Source organism: Prevotella conceptionensis 9403948, from assembly GCF_000312305.1.
In the GTDB taxonomy this organism is placed as follows: Bacteria; Bacteroidota; Bacteroidia; order Bacteroidales; family Bacteroidaceae; genus Prevotella; species Prevotella conceptionensis.
The window spans coordinates 391,277-407,067 of record NZ_HE999443.1 but is presented as its reverse complement, the minus strand read 5'-3'; the positions used below and the strand labels follow the sequence as shown (position 1 = coordinate 407,067).

Annotated in this window: 14 protein-coding genes; 9 read left to right on the top strand and 5 right to left on the bottom strand. The window is 44.9% G+C overall.

Translation table 11 applies throughout. The features are described 5' to 3' along the window. Both BN93_RS01440 and BN93_RS01435 read left to right on the top strand, forming a co-directional pair. Positions 1–1,713: protein translocase subunit SecDF (locus BN93_RS01440; protein ID WP_044259376.1), on the top strand; the 1,713-nt coding region annotated here is incomplete at its 5' end. 165 nt (positions 1,714–1,878) lie between these two features. Beyond that, positions 1,879–2,214: a hypothetical protein gene (locus BN93_RS01435; protein WP_019186577.1), complete on the top strand. Its 336-nt coding sequence runs from the start codon at positions 1,879–1,881 to the stop codon at positions 2,212–2,214. Positions 2,215–2,293: 79 nt separating this feature from the next. Here BN93_RS01435 and BN93_RS01430 read toward each other — a convergent pair whose 3' ends face one another. The 4 genes from BN93_RS01430 to BN93_RS01420 all read right to left on the bottom strand — a co-directional run bounded on the left by BN93_RS01430 (position 2,294) and on the right by BN93_RS01420 (position 5,522). Next, the gene (locus BN93_RS01430) at positions 2,294–3,175 is read right to left on the bottom strand and encodes a retropepsin-like aspartic protease (protein WP_019186576.1); all 882 of its coding nucleotides are present in this window, start codon (positions 3,173–3,175) and stop codon (positions 2,294–2,296) included. Positions 3,176–3,250: 75 nt separating this feature from the next. Further along, positions 3,251–3,418, bottom strand: coding sequence for a hypothetical protein (locus tag BN93_RS17270; RefSeq protein ID WP_019186575.1), 168 nt, complete (start codon positions 3,416–3,418; stop codon positions 3,251–3,253). A 184-nt stretch (positions 3,419–3,602) separates the two neighbouring features. Next, positions 3,603–4,481 carry a pepsin/retropepsin-like aspartic protease family protein gene (locus BN93_RS01425; RefSeq protein ID WP_044259374.1) on the bottom strand — a complete coding sequence of 293 codons (879 nt, stop codon included), beginning with the start codon at positions 4,479–4,481 and terminating at the stop codon, positions 3,603–3,605. 153 nt (positions 4,482–4,634) lie between these two features. Continuing rightward, complete coding sequence (locus BN93_RS01420; RefSeq protein ID WP_019186573.1) at positions 4,635–5,522, bottom strand: retropepsin-like aspartic protease; 888 nt, start codon at positions 5,520–5,522, stop codon at positions 4,635–4,637. A 1,569-nt stretch (positions 5,523–7,091) separates the two neighbouring features. Between BN93_RS01420 and BN93_RS18325 the strand changes: the two genes are divergently transcribed. The 5 genes from BN93_RS18325 to BN93_RS01385 all read left to right on the top strand — a co-directional run bounded on the left by BN93_RS18325 (position 7,092) and on the right by BN93_RS01385 (position 11,065). Continuing rightward, positions 7,092–7,529: a hypothetical protein gene (locus tag BN93_RS18325; RefSeq protein WP_232211064.1), complete on the top strand. Its 438-nt coding sequence runs from the start codon at positions 7,092–7,094 to the stop codon at positions 7,527–7,529. Positions 7,530–7,628: 99 nt separating this feature from the next. Further along, positions 7,629–7,832: a hypothetical protein gene (locus BN93_RS01400; protein WP_019186568.1), complete on the top strand. Its 204-nt coding sequence runs from the start codon at positions 7,629–7,631 to the stop codon at positions 7,830–7,832. A 21-nt stretch (positions 7,833–7,853) separates the two neighbouring features. After that, the gene (locus BN93_RS01395) at positions 7,854–8,597 is read left to right on the top strand and encodes a CPBP family intramembrane glutamic endopeptidase (protein WP_019186567.1); all 744 of its coding nucleotides are present in this window, start codon (positions 7,854–7,856) and stop codon (positions 8,595–8,597) included. Positions 8,598–9,329: 732 nt separating this feature from the next. Then, entirely contained in the window at positions 9,330–10,184 is an 855-nt protein-coding gene (locus tag BN93_RS01390) for a CPBP family intramembrane glutamic endopeptidase (RefSeq protein WP_044259373.1), read from the top strand. Between the two features lie 32 nt (positions 10,185–10,216). Next, entirely contained in the window at positions 10,217–11,065 is an 849-nt protein-coding gene (locus BN93_RS01385; protein WP_019186564.1) for a CPBP family intramembrane glutamic endopeptidase, read from the top strand. 369 nt (positions 11,066–11,434) lie between these two features. Here the strand turns inward: BN93_RS01385 and BN93_RS01380 are convergent, their stop codons facing one another. Next, entirely contained in the window at positions 11,435–12,316 is an 882-nt protein-coding gene (locus BN93_RS01380) for an AraC family transcriptional regulator (protein ID WP_019186563.1), read from the bottom strand. Between the two features lie 246 nt (positions 12,317–12,562). On the opposite strand from BN93_RS01380, the gene BN93_RS01375 reads away from it, so the two are divergent. After that, the gene (locus tag BN93_RS01375) at positions 12,563–13,579 is read left to right on the top strand and encodes an efflux RND transporter periplasmic adaptor subunit (RefSeq protein WP_019186562.1); all 1,017 of its coding nucleotides are present in this window, start codon (positions 12,563–12,565) and stop codon (positions 13,577–13,579) included. 224 nt (positions 13,580–13,803) lie between these two features. Next, positions 13,804–15,791, top strand: a 1,988-nt coding sequence (locus tag BN93_RS01370; protein WP_019186561.1) for an efflux RND transporter permease subunit, incomplete at its 3' end; no start/stop codon positions are given.

The window sequence follows — 15,791 nt, the reverse complement described above, 5'->3', positions numbered from 1 at the left end:
GCCANCGTTTTGGACAACGCTGTGTACAGCGCGCCCCGCGTAACCAATGAAATCGACGGCGGCTCGTCGTCTATCAGCGGCAACTTCACCATCGAAGACACCAAAGACCTTGCCAATACGCTGAAGAGTGGACGTATGCCTGCACCCGCACGCATCGTTCAAGAAGAGGTGGTTGGCCCCACACTCGGTGCACAATCCATCCAACAAGGTATTCAATCGTTTGCCATCGCCTTCGTGGTGCTCATGGTTTACATGGTATTGATGTACGGCTTCACGCCGGGTATGATGGCTAACACGGCCCTCATCGTCAACCTGTTCTTCACGCTAGGCATCTTAACGTCGTTCCAAGCCGCGCTAACGCTCTCGGGTATTGCGGGTATGGTGCTGTCGTTAGGTACGGCCGTGGATGCCAACGTGCTTATCTACGAACGAACTAAGGAAGAGCTGGCGGCCGGCAAAGGCCTTAAACAGGCCATCAAGGAAGGCTACGGCAACGCGTTCTCGGCCATCTTCGACTCTAACCTTACCTCTATCATCACGGGTATCATCCTCTATTCGTTCGGTACGGGTCCCATCCGCGGTTTCGCCACAACGCTTATCATCGGTATTGTTTGTTCGTTCTTCACCGCCGTGTTCCTCACCCGTTTGGTTTACGAGTATCAACTGAACAAGGACCGCTGGACCAAGCTCACCTTCACCACGCGTTTCTCGAAGAACTTCATGCAGAACGTACACTTCCCCTTCATGGGCGTTTACAAAAAGACCTTTGTGCTGGTAGTTGTACTTTTGGCCGTATTCGTAGGCAGTTTTGTAACTCGCGGACTTAGTCGCAGCATCGACTTCACCGGTGGACGCAACTATGTGGTTACGTTCGAAAAGCAAGTGCAACCCGAACAAGTGCGCGGCATTCTGGCCAACGCATTCCCCGGCTGCACCACTGGCGCCCTTGCGCTAGGCACCGACCACAAAACCATCCGTATATCAACCAACTATAAGATAGAAAGCAACAGCCCCACGGTAGACGATGAGGCAGAAACCATACTGTATAACGCCTTGAAGAAGGCCGGACTGGTTTCGCAAAAGAACGTCGATGCCTTTAAAAACCCCGACATCCGTCAAGGCGGCTCCATCATCAGCAGTACCAAGGTTGGTCCTTCGGTGGCAAAAGACATCACCTACGGCGCCATCATCAGCGTGCTGTTGGCCATCTTCGCCATCTTCGTTTACATCCTTGTACGTTTCCGCAACGTGGCCTTCTCTGTTGGTTCTACCGTGGCTTTGGCCATCGACACCACCTTCGTCATCGGTCTTTACTCACTGTTGTGGGGTTTCATGCCCTTCTCTTTGGAAATCGACCAAACGTTTATCGGTGCCATCCTAACGGTTATCGGTTACTCCATCAACGACAAGGTGGTGGTGTTCGACCGTATTCGCGAAAACATGAAGTTGCATCCCAAGCAAGATTTCCGCAGCTTGTTCAACGACAGTATCAACCAAACGTTGGCCCGAACCATCAACACGTCGTTCTCAACCCTTATCGTGTTGCTCTGCATCTTGTTCTTGGGTGGCGAAAGCATCCAGAGTTTCGCCTTCGCCATGAGCCTTGGTGTTATCTTCGGTACGCTCTCGTCTATCTTCATCGCTGCCCCCATCGCCTTCCTTACTTTGGGTAAAACCCAAAAAGGACGCGCTTTGGAAGCCGCAACGGTATAACGAAACGCACTAACGCACACAATAAAGTCCAGCCCCACTCCTTATATAATATAGGGAGTGGGGCATGTTTTATTGCAGAAATTTAATTTCTTAGTTTGCGAGTTTACAAGGCGTTAAGCTCGTGAAGAGATTAAACGAAAGTAAGGGATTAAACATAGAAACAAGATGAACTTTATAGAAGACTTGAAACGACTACGGAAAATACACGAATTAATCAGCGGGCAGAACACGGGTTCTCCCGAAAAATTGGCCGCAGCTATTTGTGTTTCCCGAAGTGAGCTGTATTATATCCTCCGAGAATTAAAAAAGATGGGTGCGCAGATAAGTTACGACAGGCGCAAACGTTCATTTTGTTATGTCAACAATTTTAAGTTGGATATGGAGATTAAGGTAAGCTATCTTGGAGAGCAAGAGATGAGTATTCTTGGTTGTGGGCTCGTTGGTTGCAGAATATGCAGAGGTGTTCTGTACAACGCATTTGTACAGAATGTAACCTTTTAATCAGACTTGCTTTATAAAAACTCCCCTAACCAATCTTTATAACATGCGCTCTACCTAGTAGGGCAAATGGTGGGAGGCCTCAATCAGAACCTAGAATCAATAGCCGCCTACGTTTATAATCCAACATCCATTTCTTGCCTTGAAGGAAGTCTGCGTTTATACATGGTTCTTTTAGTCCACTATTACTAGACTTGACAAAATCCAAATTAGAATTGAGATTCGATATTTCTACTGGTACGTTTTTACACCATCCTACCTTTTTATAGGTTAATTTCTCAGCAATGCTAGCACCAGGTAACTTAACACTGTCGGTTGGGGTTATGTCAAAGTTAGAAGGCACTGCATTTCGTACCGCCCCTGTATCGAAAAATATCCGTGTGTCTTTGCCTCCAATTTCTCCTTCAAAATAGATGAGGTTCAAAGCAGCATCGGCATATTTTTTCCATTTTATCGTGGCAACAACATTCTTAGGCGCACACATATATCGCTGAAGCGTATACTCCTTCAGGTCACAACACCACAAATCCTTTTTTAAAACCTCGCCACCAATGATAAACTTAGGAGCGAATTGTTGAAGTGTCCCTGCTAAATCAACCAAATAACATCTCACATTGGTGTAAACCACCCCGCCAAATGCAATGCTGTCTAGATATACATAAGATGCATGGACGTCTTTACCCATCGTATTCCCAATCGTTGCATTTACTCGTTCGCCTTTAATTTGGCAAGAGTCAACGGCGTATGTAGAATCAATGGCACATACAGAAGCACCTGTATCAATAGTCGTTTCGCGGATTGTGCTGCACAAGCCTGAATTGTAGACAGCCACATCTACATACATCAAGTTGTTTTTTATTGTGATTTGCGATTGCGCCATAACCGATGTGGCTTGGAAGCAAACAAGCAAGCCTACAACAAGGCGCAGCAAATCCCGTTTAGCGATAAACTTCTTTCTCATCATGACCGTAACTTACTCGTTATTACTTAAAAAATAAAGGGTTGCTATATGATAATGCAACCCTTTATCATTTTGCAATTAGAAAGTAACTTTACCTCCTATCTCAACCCTACAATTCGGGTCGTCGTCTGTTCTTGCGAAAAAGTGATCTTTAATCCATTTCCAAGCACTGGCAAGCCAAGTTCTACCTCCATAGGTTTCTTCCATCTCAACCTCTGTTAGAGGACGCATTAAATTTTGTTTCATTGTTCTATTGTTTTAAGTTTGAATATTTAAGTAAGTTGTCGACTTCTTACGCTGCGAAGATAGTTAGAAAAACAAAAACACACCAAGTTTTCTAAAAAGAATTGTACTTCCGTACAAAATATTCGGACGGAAGTAATTAAAATGCTCCCTTAACTTGCCTTTGCTGCGTAAATAAGTCGCATCGTCAATCAGAACCTAGAATCAAGAGCCGCCTGCGTTTATAATCCAACATCCACTTTTTGCCTTGAAGGAAGTCTGAATTTATGAGAGGAAACCTTGCTCCACCTTTGTTTGGCTTGATAAAGTCCAAATTTAAAATATATTTCGATAGTTCCACAGGTACGTTTTTACATAGTCCAACCTCTTCCCGAATTAATGTCTTAGCAACGTTGGCACTCTGTATGTTTATTTTCTCGGTTGGAGTTAAGTCAAAGGTAGAGGTTACTTCATTTCGTATCGCCCCTGTATCGAATAATATCCGTGTCTTTTTGCCCCCTATCTTTCCTTCAAAATAGATGTGATTCAAAGCTGCATCTGCATATCTTTCCCATTTTATTGTGGCAAGAACATTCTTAGGCGCACACAAATATCTCTGGAGTGTGTATTCTTTCAAGTCATAACACCACAGATCTTTTTTTAAGACCTCGCCACCTACAATAAACTTAGGAGCGAATTGTTGTAACTTACCAACCAAATCTACCAAGCAGCATCTCACCTTTGTATAAACCACCCCACCAAATGTAATGCTGTCTACATACACATACGAAGTATTGATTTCTTTGCCCCTTGTATTCCCCATTGTTGCTTTTACTCGTTCGCCTTTAATTTGACAAGAGTCAACAGCGTATGTAGAATCAATGATACACACCGAAGCACCAGTGTCAATCATGGCTTGGCTTGTACAGCGTAGGCCAGAATTGAAGACAGATACATCTGCAAACATCAAGTGGTATTTTATTGTGATTTGCGATTGCGCCATAACCATTACGGCTTGTAAAATGAGAATTAAGCTTACCACTAGGCGCAAGCAATCACATTTGGCGATTGATTTCGTTCTAATCATTATCACAATTTACACACTACATTTTAAAATAAAAGATTGACATTGGTAAAACGCGACCCAAGTCTTCTCAAAGAAATAATGGTTTCGTAAAACATTGGTACGAGGATAACGAAAAGGCCTTAGCTGTTCTTTGCTGCGTAAATAGTCGCATCGTCAATCAGAACCTAGAATCAATAGCCGCCTGCGTTTATAATCCAACATCCACTTCTTACCTTGAAGGAATTCTGCGTTTATGCATGGTTCTTTTAGTCCACTATTACTAGACTTGACAAAATCCAAATTAGAATTGAGATTTGATATTTCTACTGGTACGTTTTTACACCATCCTACCTTTTTATAGGTTAATTTCTCAGCAATGCTAGCACCAGGTAACTTAATGAACTCGGTTGGAGTTATCTCAAAGTTAAAAGTTACTGCATTTCGTACCGCCCCTGTATCGAAAAATATCCGTGTGTCTTTGCCTCCAATTTTCCCTTCAAAATAGATGAGGTTCAAGGCTGCATCGGCATATTTTTTCCATTTTATCGTGGCAACAACATTCTTAGGCACACGCATATATCGCTGAAGCGTATACTCCTTCAGGTCGCAACACCATAAATCCTTTTTTAAAACCTCGCCACCAATGATAAACTTAGGAGCGAATTGTTGAAGTGTCCCTGCTAAATCAACCAAATAACATCTCACCTTTGTATAAACCACCCCGCCAAATGCAATGCTGTCTAGATGTACATAAGATGTGTTGATGTTTTTGCCCATTGTGTTCCCCATCGTTGCATTTACTCGTTCGCCTTTAATTTGGCAAGAGTCAACAGCGTATGTAGAATCAACGATGCATACAGAAGCACCTGTATCAATAATCGTTTCGTGGATTGTACTGCACAAGCCAGAACTGAAGATGGCCGCATCTACATACATCAAGTTGTTTTTAATTGTAATTTGCGATTGCGCCATAACCGCTGTGGCTTGAAAGAAGACAAATAAGCCTACAATTAGGCGTAAACAATTGCATTTGGCGATTGATTTCGTTTTAATCATTATCATAACTTACACACGCTATTTTGGAGTAAAGGATTGCTATCACAATAAAGCAGTTCTTTATCATTGAATGAATAGACCTGCGATAGACACTTTGGCTGGCATTCTAAAATTTGGAGTATTTGCCGCTTTTTCAGAACATGTTTCTTGGGCCATTCCCAAAGATTGTCAATGCGAGGTTTTACCGCCATAAGCAGCAGTTTTTCTCGTCCATTGTTGGAGGGCTCATTAGTTTCTCTTTCATAGTTTTGTTGTTTAAGTTTGTATGTTTATGTAGGCTGTTGGTTTCTAGCCATGCGAAGATACTTAGAAAAAACGACACTTGGCAAGTTTTCTTCAAGAAATTAAAGCACCATATAAAATAAAGGTGTGGAGCATGGCTTATGTGGCTTTGCCGCTAGTTTGTCCCTGCACGTTGCTTTCCTGCCTGTTCCTAACAACAGCTTTGGTTAAATAAAGTATTTATATTTTACAAAATATGGTTGGGTTTACACCCCATTCTAGCGAAAATAAGGGTCATAAAGCATGCTTTAAAACATCATTATCAACTTCGGGTGCTATGTTTTTAATCCAATTCTAAGAATTTTGCGTGCATTTTGCACCATTTTGCCTTTCTATTTGGGTTGCTGGTTCATCTTTTTTAAAGCCCGATAACCTGCTTTTAACCCCTAAAAACCCACTTTTTAACGACCATTTCGCCCTTTCGGGCCATGTTTTTCATGGTTCAAAAAGGTTTTATTTATACCGTTGCTGTGTATTTTTATGCTTTTCGCTTAGCCTTTAGCGCCATTTCGCCTTGCGTTTAGCACCAAAACACACTGCATTTTGCACCAAAACACCCTGCATTTTGCACCAAAACACACTGCGTTTAGCGGCATATTGCACTGCATTTAGCACCAAAACACACCGCATTTTGCTGCAAATCGCCCAAAAACGGGTGTTAGTGGCGGTCGTTTTAAATAAAAATTCATTTCATCGCATTCACAGGCTGCCCCCCTTTTGCATCAAAACAAACCTCCGCGAGAATCGATTTTTTGCGGCAAGGTGAGCGATTGGTGGACAAAAAAGCACTCACAATGTTAAAATTCTTACTAAAAATTAGACAAAACAATGGTGCTGCATACACGCGCGAGTGAGCAACGGCACAGAGAACACCTGCGCTTGCCGTCGCCCGTGCAAGCGGTTGCAGGGCATGCAGCCTCGGCCCAATGTACCGCCCTGCATGTTAAGAAGAAGGCGCAAGTAAGGCCAAAAGAAGATGCAACCTCAGTGTTTTTTAAGCCTTTTGGGGCAGAAACAATCAAATTAAACCCCAATCGGTTGTTGGAACCTGTGCAGCTTTGGCTTGCTTGTTGGGCATGTTGTTTGTCTTATTCATGAGGGAACAGTGGGGCTGCGTTGAGAAAGCAAGGCAGCCAAGATGCCGACAAGCAAACCAAAGATGAGCAGGAGGCATTACTTTTCCTTCTTCCGCTTGCTTGCACATGAAACAAGTTGTACGTTTGCAATCGGGTTTCAGTCAAACAGCATTGCTCTTGGCACATTGTTGTTAGAAAGATGCTAAACGTGCGTAGCATGGCATCAACAAGCCCTTACGCAGAGAAAACGCACTTAACGGTTGTTATTTCTTTGCCTTTTGTGTATGTAGACACTACCGTACAAAGCAATGGGTTTGTAAGGCCGAACGGAGAAATTAGCGTTATCACTGCGCCAATGACCGAGACGGTGGAACGCGTTTCGGCCAAGGAGGGCGACAAATTGCGCAAAGGTGATGAGATTTTAAGGTTTAGGACAAGCTCGCCAGACGAACTCGCCCACAAACTGCATATCAGCAAACGGCATCTTTATAACGTGCTAGACGACCTGCGCGTACTGGGTGCAAAGATTGATTACAGCCGTAGCGACTACACCTTTTATTACACCAACAGCTTTGAGCTTCACCTTAACTTACAGGTGGAATATTTGGACGAGAATGATAAAAAAATGTATTTTTGCAGGCAGTTTTTTATATAATGCAATGTTTGTGCACGGAAGACTCCTATCTTTGCAAACGTAAAGGTGTCCGGAAACCAATACAAAGAAATGTATTATTAACAATTTAAACGATTATAAATGAAAGCTTTAAATAACAATTACATGACAGAGATGTCTGTAAACGCCTCAATATGCGTTGAGGGAGGAAAGAAAGTAGCATACTATAAGCTTACATGGAGCGGGACTGGCAATCCCCTTGTGTATGCCGCCGAAGCTCTTGTAAATGGCTGTATATTGGAGGCTAACGCATACATTTGGGCTCGGAATACGCTATTTGGTTAACCTATTTCATTTATCGAGGCTGTGGAAGGAAAAAATTTTATCCCCAATAGGGTGTATCAGTTCCTGCTGATGATTGCCGCAACAATGGCATTGGCAGGCCCTCTTGTTTTTGTTCTTGGTGATTTTGTCGAAACGAGAGCAGGTCAAATGGTTCTAATCTGCCTGTTTGGAGTTGTATTCTCGTTGACCACATATTTTATAAACAAGCATAAGGGCATACCTATTCGCGGATATTATACCTTTCAATTACATCGATTTGCCCTTTCTGCCACCATCGTTCTTGTTCTTAATGCTTTTATTAGTCTTCCTTTCTCTACACTGTTTCACGCAGATGGAGATGGGCATAACGATGTTTGGCTGTGGATTGGCGCGATATTTATAGGCCCCGTGGTAGAAGAATGTATGTTTAGAGGCATTCTTCTGCGTGGTTTGCTTACGCGATATAAGCCCGTAACGGCAGTGTTGTTAAGCTCAGTTCTTTTTGGCCTTATCCATGTAAGGCTGCATCAGATTGTGCCAGCAACATTCTCAGGACTCTTGTTTAGCATCGTTTTCTTGAAATCAAGGAGCTTGATACACACCATTCTGCTATACATGTTGACAAATGCGCTCGTTTTCTGTAGTGTTATATTTGAATTAAGAGAGAGTTATGTCCACATGAATATGTATTTGAGGTGTGGCATGATGCTTGTCGGAGTTGCATTAGCCACGCTCCTTACCATTTGTCTGGTCAGAGCACTCGATAAGTATGGAAACAAAAAATGAATACAAGATGGATCAGCGATTTATTGTAGAACTCTCAACAAAAGAGATGCAAACAATCAATGGTGGAGGAAATGTTTTGTAGACTGCATTAGGCCGCTTAATTAAAAAGGCCATACAGGACTATAAGGATCATTTCTTTGATAGGAGATTAGGTTAAGGATAAGTAAGAAACTAAGTTTTCTACACTTTAATATAACTAAGATTGGCTATGCTAAATGCAGGTTTAGCGTAGCCTTTTTGGTTCAACTAGGTGCGTATTTCTGATGTGCAATTGGTTGTTTGTAGACAGATGCGGTGGGGTATGCTACATTTCATGAAAATAAAGCTTATCAATAGCGAATGGAACATGGTATGGAAAGACAGAATGATGGTGTCTTGATGTAGAACGCCGCAACGAGGATGTGGACTGTAAAGGTACAATTTACCACATGTTGATAAGTTAGTATAATAGGGATAAACACACCATCAATATCGACTTATACGACTGATTTTAATGGTTGATTTAAGCTGGAATTAATAATATAAGACGTGGTGGGAGGTAAGGCATACCTAGTGGTTTCATTCCTTTTTACGAAAAATGGTTTCCTCCGTGCAAAGATTTTTCATGGAGACATAAATTTAGGTTTGAATTTCAACAGCAATGAAAGTCAATTTTAAATCTGAAAATGAAATAACATTAATGTTTTAGCGTTCATATTAAGAACAAGCAAATTGAACTAAGCTTTATTAAACATGACAGTCATATCAAAAGATGATAAACTTGAATGGGTGGCATATCTAGTGATTGGCTATTTGGGATTTTGGTTTCTTCCAAGTATATGTCTCATACTGTTAGAAAACGACTTCTCTGCCTTCATCAAGTTTCCACTAGCCTTATTGGCATCGGGAGTCACCCTATACGCCTTCAAAAAGTACTTGGGCTGGTATGTAGAAGATGGCGCACGCCTATCAGCCTTTGGACAAATACGTAAAGTTGGTGTGGGCTGGCTGGTGTCTGCGCTGTATCTTTTCACTATTTTAATTTGCTTATTCGCAACCAGGCACTACTCGGTGGCACACCTTAACTTCAACTTAGGCCATCAGTTAAGTTGGTTGTCGATTTTTTTACTGGCTGCCGTAATCGAAGAAATTATAGCCCGCGGCATTGTGTTTAGGCTCATAACTGATAAGTGGAATGTAGTTGCAGGACTGGTGGTGTCCTCCATTATCTTTGGTTTTGTGCACCTTTTCAACCCCAACACCACCGCATTGTCTTGTTTAAGGATAGCAATTACAGGCGGTTGGTTGTGTGGCATAGCCTATGCCTACCATCGAACGCTGTGGGTTCCCATTGGCATCCATTGGGCGTGGAACTACATTCAAAGCAACATCTTCAAACACAGCGTGCCAGGAAGTGCGCTAAACAGCCCTCCCATTCTTATATTGGTTTCGAAAGAGGTAAAGTTTCCTGCTGGTATAGAGTTCGATACAGAGGTTTCTATTATTTCAACAGCGATTGGCGTTGCCATATCCGCCGTTTATACCATCCTGTATTTTAAGAAGAAGGCGAGATTAAAAACAGGAGAAGATGTTGCGCCAGTATTCTAGCATTCACAATAACACTAAACTTTTTAAAGCTCATGATCATCATATCTAAAGACGACAACTTGGCGTGGGGCTGCTATCTTGTCTTAGGCGTTTTGGCATTCCTTATTATTCCAGGAGTTGTTGGGTATGTATTGTTACCCAACATTCCAGCCTACGCCGCCGTACTCTTATCCACAATAGCGGCGGTTGTTACGCTATTTGCCTTTAAGAAGTATTTAAGCTGGTATGTGGAGGATGGTGAAAGCTTGTCGTTTGGGGGCAAGGCGCGGATGATGGGCGTTGGCTGGGCGGTTTCGGTTGTTAACTTCTTGGCGATAATCGTGTGCCTATTCCTATGCGGATGTTATCGCATTGTGAACGTTGAGCTCGATGTAGCCAGTCAGCTCAGTTGGCTGTCGCTTTTCTTGTTGGTGGGCGTGGTGGAGGAAGTTATTTTCCGCGGCATTCTTTTTAGGCTCATAGCCGACAAGTGGAACATAGCCGTTGGCCTTACAACATCGTCTTTGCTCTTTGGACTGGCACATCTGGGAAACCCCGGTGCCACACTATGGGCGGCGTTGGCAATAGCCCTTGCCTCGGGCTGGCTTTTCGGAATGGCCTACGCCTACCACCAAACGATATGGGTGCCCGTTGGCATGCACTGGGCATGGAACTATCTTGAAGGGGGCGTTTTCGGCTGTGCCGTATCGGGTACGCCACTAGATTACCGGCCACTTATTACCCCAAAGATAAGCGGAACAGACTTATTGTCGGGTGGAGCGTTTGGGCCGGAGGCTTCGATTATATGTGTTGCGATAGGCATTGGCATCTCTATCGTTTACACCGTGCTGTATATCAAGAAGAAGAAAAGGCTTGGAGCAAAACCCGAAATGCTGTTTTGACGGCGGTTTTTAAGGCGATATGCAATAGCCCAAGCGATGAACGAAGGTGGTAATGTGGTTGTAATGTTTTGCAAAACGCACGTGGCAAACTACCTCCTTCTGGCGAAAAGGGCAGCCATAGTGTTAAAATTTGTGCGCAAAAGAAGACAAAGGATAAGGCGGCAGCGGGCGAGTTAAAGGGTTTACGGGCATTTGGCTTATTAAGCTAGTGGGGGGATCTTATCTCGTCGGACTGGTCGGACTGGTCTGACAAGTCTGACTGGTCGGACAAGTCGGATAAGTCTGACTAGTTAACAAGAGTGGTGGCGCAGCCTTTTTTTCACCTTTTCACCTTTTCACCTTTATAAGCCTTTTCACCTTTACAAGCCTTTATCGTCCCTTCTTTCCCCCTCTATTTTCAAGTCTAAACCGCTTGGGCGACTTGCCGGAATGTTGCTTAAAATACTTGCCAAAGAACGATTGGTTGGGGAAACCTAGCGTTGCAACAATCTCTTTGATGCTTTGGTCGCTGTAAAGCAACAGCTGACGGGCATCGCTCATCACCACATCATTAATCCATTGCAGGGCCGTTTTGCCCGTTTTCTCTTTCACAACCACCGAAAGATAGCTGGGCGTAACGCAAAGTAAGTCGGCATAGTGGGCCACTTCGCGGTGCTTGCGGTAGTTGTTGTACACCGCTACGATAAAGTTTTGCGCCAACTTATCAGTAACGTTCCACGTGCCCACTTGCAAATGGTGGCTCAACATGTAGCAATTTACAATCTCGTAGGCAAGCGTTCGGCACATCGACGACAGCAATTCGGTAATCACCTGTGGGTTAGGCGAGTTGGCGTAACTCTCGTTTTCGTGCTCTTCGCGCGCCATCAGCGTCTGCATCTGCGTTAAGATGCGGTCGTACTGGCTCACAGAAAGCGAGAGGAATGGGTGTTCGCTGAAATACAGTCCCGTGGTGATGTCCATCGTCTTGTTCACAATGGCCATAATGAAGTCGTAGTCAACATACAACACAATTCCGCGCAGATCGTTGCTGAACGATACGGTGTTGGAATGTATCGCCGGCGGTATAAAAAGCGTGTCGCCCTTATTAACATGGTAAGTTTTATCATCGATGTTCATGCTGATGTTGCCTTGCGTGCACAGAACCAAGGCGAAAATACGATAGGAAGAAGACAAACGGTGCCCTGTTTCGGTTTCGATGTCTGCCGAAGTAAAGCCGCGTAGCGTGAAAGGAAGTTGCAATCGTTGTTCCATGTCTTTGTATTTATTTATTGCAAATGTACTACTTTTATGGTAAATAGGATGGTAAAACGAGCTATTTTCTTTGTTAATATATAAAATAGAACATTTTTGAGCCGATTTCAACCTTGTGAGAAGCATTTTATATCCTTAATTTTGCATCGTGAAACATAAACAAGCCATTTTAATGCGCAAGAGTTGTTATTTCAACTCAAAACTATTTAACTGGCATTTAATACGCATAAGGTAAAAAAAGGAAATATGACAAAAATCAAGTTTATGGCTGCAACTGCGCTCATAGTGGTGCTGAGCGGTTGCAACAGTAAGAAGGAAGAACAAGCCGTTGCGCCGATTAAGGTGAAAACGATGGCCGTGCAAACGGGCAACGTTGACGGGAACCGCACTTATGTGGGAGTTATCCAGGAGAGTTACGGGTCGACGTTAAGTTTTGCCTCGCTAGGAACCGTGTCGCAGGTGTTTGTCGACGAAGGTCAGGCAGTGCGCAAGGGTCAATTGCTGGCTGTGATAGACAAAACGTCGGCACAAAGTGCGCACGACATGACGATGAGCACCCTGTCGCAAGCGCGCGACGCCTTTAAGCGTTTGGAACAGCTATATAAGAAAGGTAGTTTGCCCGAGATACGCTTTGTAGACGTGCAAACGAAGTTGGCCGAGGCCGAGGCTGCTGAACGAATAGCCCGAAAGACTTTGCAAAATTGCGAGTTGCGCGCACCGTTCGACGGGTTTATCTCGCAGCGAATGGTGGACACGGGCAACAATGTGGCACCAGGGTTTGGCTGTTTTAAGTTGGTGAAACTCGACCGCGTTGAGATGAAAATCGCCGTACCCGAAAACGGAATATCGGGCATCAGCAAAGGTCAGACGGTTCCTTTCACGGTCTCTGCCTTGGGCGGAAAGACCTTTGTGGGCAAAGTTACCGAGAAAGGCATACAAGCCAACTTGCTAAGTCATACGTACGACGTTATCGTTAGTCTTCCCAATGCCGGCCATCAGCTGTTGCCTGGCATGGTTTGCAGCGCGCAATTGGCCGGCACTGGCGGGGCGCAGGGCATCGTTGTGCCGCAAGAGGCGGTGCTGATTGATGGTGCTAAGCCATACGTTTGGGTTGTTGAAGACGGTACGGCACGGCGCCGAGACATCTCGCAGGGCGGTGTATGCCAAAGCGGTGTGGTAGTTAGCGGCGGATTGTCGCAAGGCGACAAGGTTATCGTAAACGGACAAGACAAAGTGAGTGAAGGAGTGAAGGTGAAAGGTTGAAAAGGTGAAAAGGTGAAAAGGTGAAAAAATGGCTGCGCCCTTTAAAAGGTGAAAAAGTGGAAAGGTGAAAAAATGGCTGCGCACCTGTCTTGTTAACTCGTTAACTTGTCGCCTTGTTAACTCATCAACTGGTAAACTGGCAAACTTGTCAACTCGTCAACTCGTCAACTTGTCAACTGGTTAACCCGTCCACTCACAAACACAATATATAAACACACGGATTTATGTCTAAACGCAAAAGAAATATCATAGACAGTGTGATGCACTACAACAGCATCATGCTCTTGTTGATGGTGGTGCTCATCGGTTTCGGTGTGTTCGCACTTATCAACATGCCCAAAAACGAATTTCCTTCCTTCACCATCCGTCAAGGAGTGGTGGCCGCCGTTTATCCAGGAGCCACTTCTGCCGAAGTAGAAGAGCAGGTAACAAAACCATTGGAGACCTTTCTTTGGAGCTTTAAGGAGATAAAGAAGGATAAGACTCGCTCGCAAACAAAAGACGGAATAGCCTACATCTTTGTTGAACTGAACGACGACGTAACCAACAAAGACGAATTTTGGAGCAAATTCAAGATTAAGCTGCAACAGTTTAAGATGTCGTTACCGCAGGGCGTGCTGGCCTTAATAGCCAACGACGACTTCGGAGACACTTCGGCCATGCTCATAACGCTAGAAAGCAAGACCAAAAGCTACCGTGAGCTGCACGAATACATGAACACGCTGAAAGACAACCTGCGAACCATCCCCGAATTGGCCAACCTGCGCGTTAGCGGCGAACAGGGCGAAGAGATTGGCGTGTACATCGACCGCGACAAGCTGTCGGACTACGGCATCAATTCGGCCACGCTCTTGGCCAACCTCTCGGCACAAGGCATGACGATGGTGAGCGGAAAGGTAGACGACGGACAGACAACGCGCCCGATACACCTGCGTTCGCAAATGAACACCGAGAACGATGTGGCCAACCGCATCGTCTATTCGGACCCGCGCGGCAACGTTATACGCCTGCGAGACATCGCAACCATCAAGCGCGAATACCCACATGCCGACAAATACGTAAAGAACAACGGGCAGAAGTGCATCGTTCTGTCGGTAGAAATGAACGAAGGCAGCAACATCGTGCAGTTCGGCGACAAGGTAAAAGACATATTGGGGCGGTTCGAGGCATCGTTGCCGCAAGACGTAAGCATCTTTACCATCACCGACCAAAGCGAAGTGGTTAACCATTCGGTAATGGATTTCCTTAAAGAACTGCTTATCGCCGTTTCTTCTGTCATTGTGGTCATCATGCTTTTGCTGCCCATGCGCGTGGCAAGCGTGGCAGCCAGCACCATCCCCATCACCATATTCATAACCCTTGGCCTGTTCTATGCCTTCGGCTTAGAGCTAAACACCGTTACGCTAGCCGCACTTATCGCTGCCTTGGGTATGATTGTAGACAACTCCATCGTTATTATCGACTCGTATGTGGAGAAGATAGACGAGGGCATGAGCCGCTGGCACGCCGCCATCTACTCGGCCAAAGAGTTCTTCTCGTCTATTTTCAGTGCCACATTGGCCATTTCCATCACCTTCTTCCCCTTATTGCTCACGATGAAGGGCATGATGAAAGACTTCGTCAAGTGGTTCCCGCTAGGCATCAGCGTGGTGTTGGGCACGTCGCTCCTCGTGGCCGTGCTGGTTGTTCCTTGGATGCAGTTCACCTTTATACGCAAAGGCTTGAAGAAAGAAGACAAAGGCGAAGGCAAACAACGGCGTACCATCCTCGACATCATGCAGACCTATTACAACCGCCTTATCGAACGTTGCTTTGCCCATCCGTTTATCACCCTAGGCGTTGGTGTGCTCTCGGTGGTTGTAGGTGCCCTGCTCTTTGCTAGCATGCCACAGAAACTTATGCCACGTGCCGAACGCAACCAATTTGCCGTAGAGATATACTTACCACAAGGAACGAGTATCGAACGCACGGCTGCCGTGGCCGACAGCTTGCGCGATATGATGCAAACCGACAAGCGCATACGCAACATATCCACGTTCTATGGCATGTCGTCGCCGCGTTTCCAGAACTCGTACGCACCCCAACTAGGCGGCACCAACTATGCGCAATTCATCGTGAACACCGACAACGATGCCGCCACGATGGCCCTCGTAGACAGTTTCACCACGCGACTTACCGACCATTTTGCCGAGGCACAGGTGCGCATTAAGCA

Bases quoted from the DNA above. Each gene is read 5' to 3' on its own strand.
- BN93_RS01435 (WP_019186577.1), top strand. From the start codon at position 1,879: ATGAACTTTATAGAAGACTTGAAACGACTACGGAAAATACACGAATTA.
- BN93_RS01430 (WP_019186576.1), bottom strand. From the start codon at position 3,175: ATGATGAGAAAGAAGTTTATCGCTAAACGGGATTTGCTGCGCCTTGTT.
- BN93_RS17270 (WP_019186575.1), bottom strand. From the start codon at position 3,418: ATGAAACAAAATTTAATGCGTCCTCTAACAGAGGTTGAGATGGAAGAA.
- BN93_RS01425 (WP_044259374.1), bottom strand. From the start codon at position 4,481: ATGATTAGAACGAAATCAATCGCCAAATGTGATTGCTTGCGCCTAGTG.
- BN93_RS01420 (WP_019186573.1), bottom strand. From the start codon at position 5,522: ATGATAATGATTAAAACGAAATCAATCGCCAAATGCAATTGTTTACGC.
- BN93_RS18325 (WP_232211064.1), top strand. From the start codon at position 7,092: ATGGCATCAACAAGCCCTTACGCAGAGAAAACGCACTTAACGGTTGTT.
- BN93_RS01400 (WP_019186568.1), top strand. From the start codon at position 7,629: ATGAAAGCTTTAAATAACAATTACATGACAGAGATGTCTGTAAACGCC.
- BN93_RS01390 (WP_044259373.1), top strand. From the start codon at position 9,330: ATGACAGTCATATCAAAAGATGATAAACTTGAATGGGTGGCATATCTA.
- BN93_RS01385 (WP_019186564.1), top strand. From the start codon at position 10,217: ATGATCATCATATCTAAAGACGACAACTTGGCGTGGGGCTGCTATCTT.
- BN93_RS01380 (WP_019186563.1), bottom strand. From the start codon at position 12,316: ATGGAACAACGATTGCAACTTCCTTTCACGCTACGCGGCTTTACTTCG.
- BN93_RS01375 (WP_019186562.1), top strand. From the start codon at position 12,563: ATGACAAAAATCAAGTTTATGGCTGCAACTGCGCTCATAGTGGTGCTG.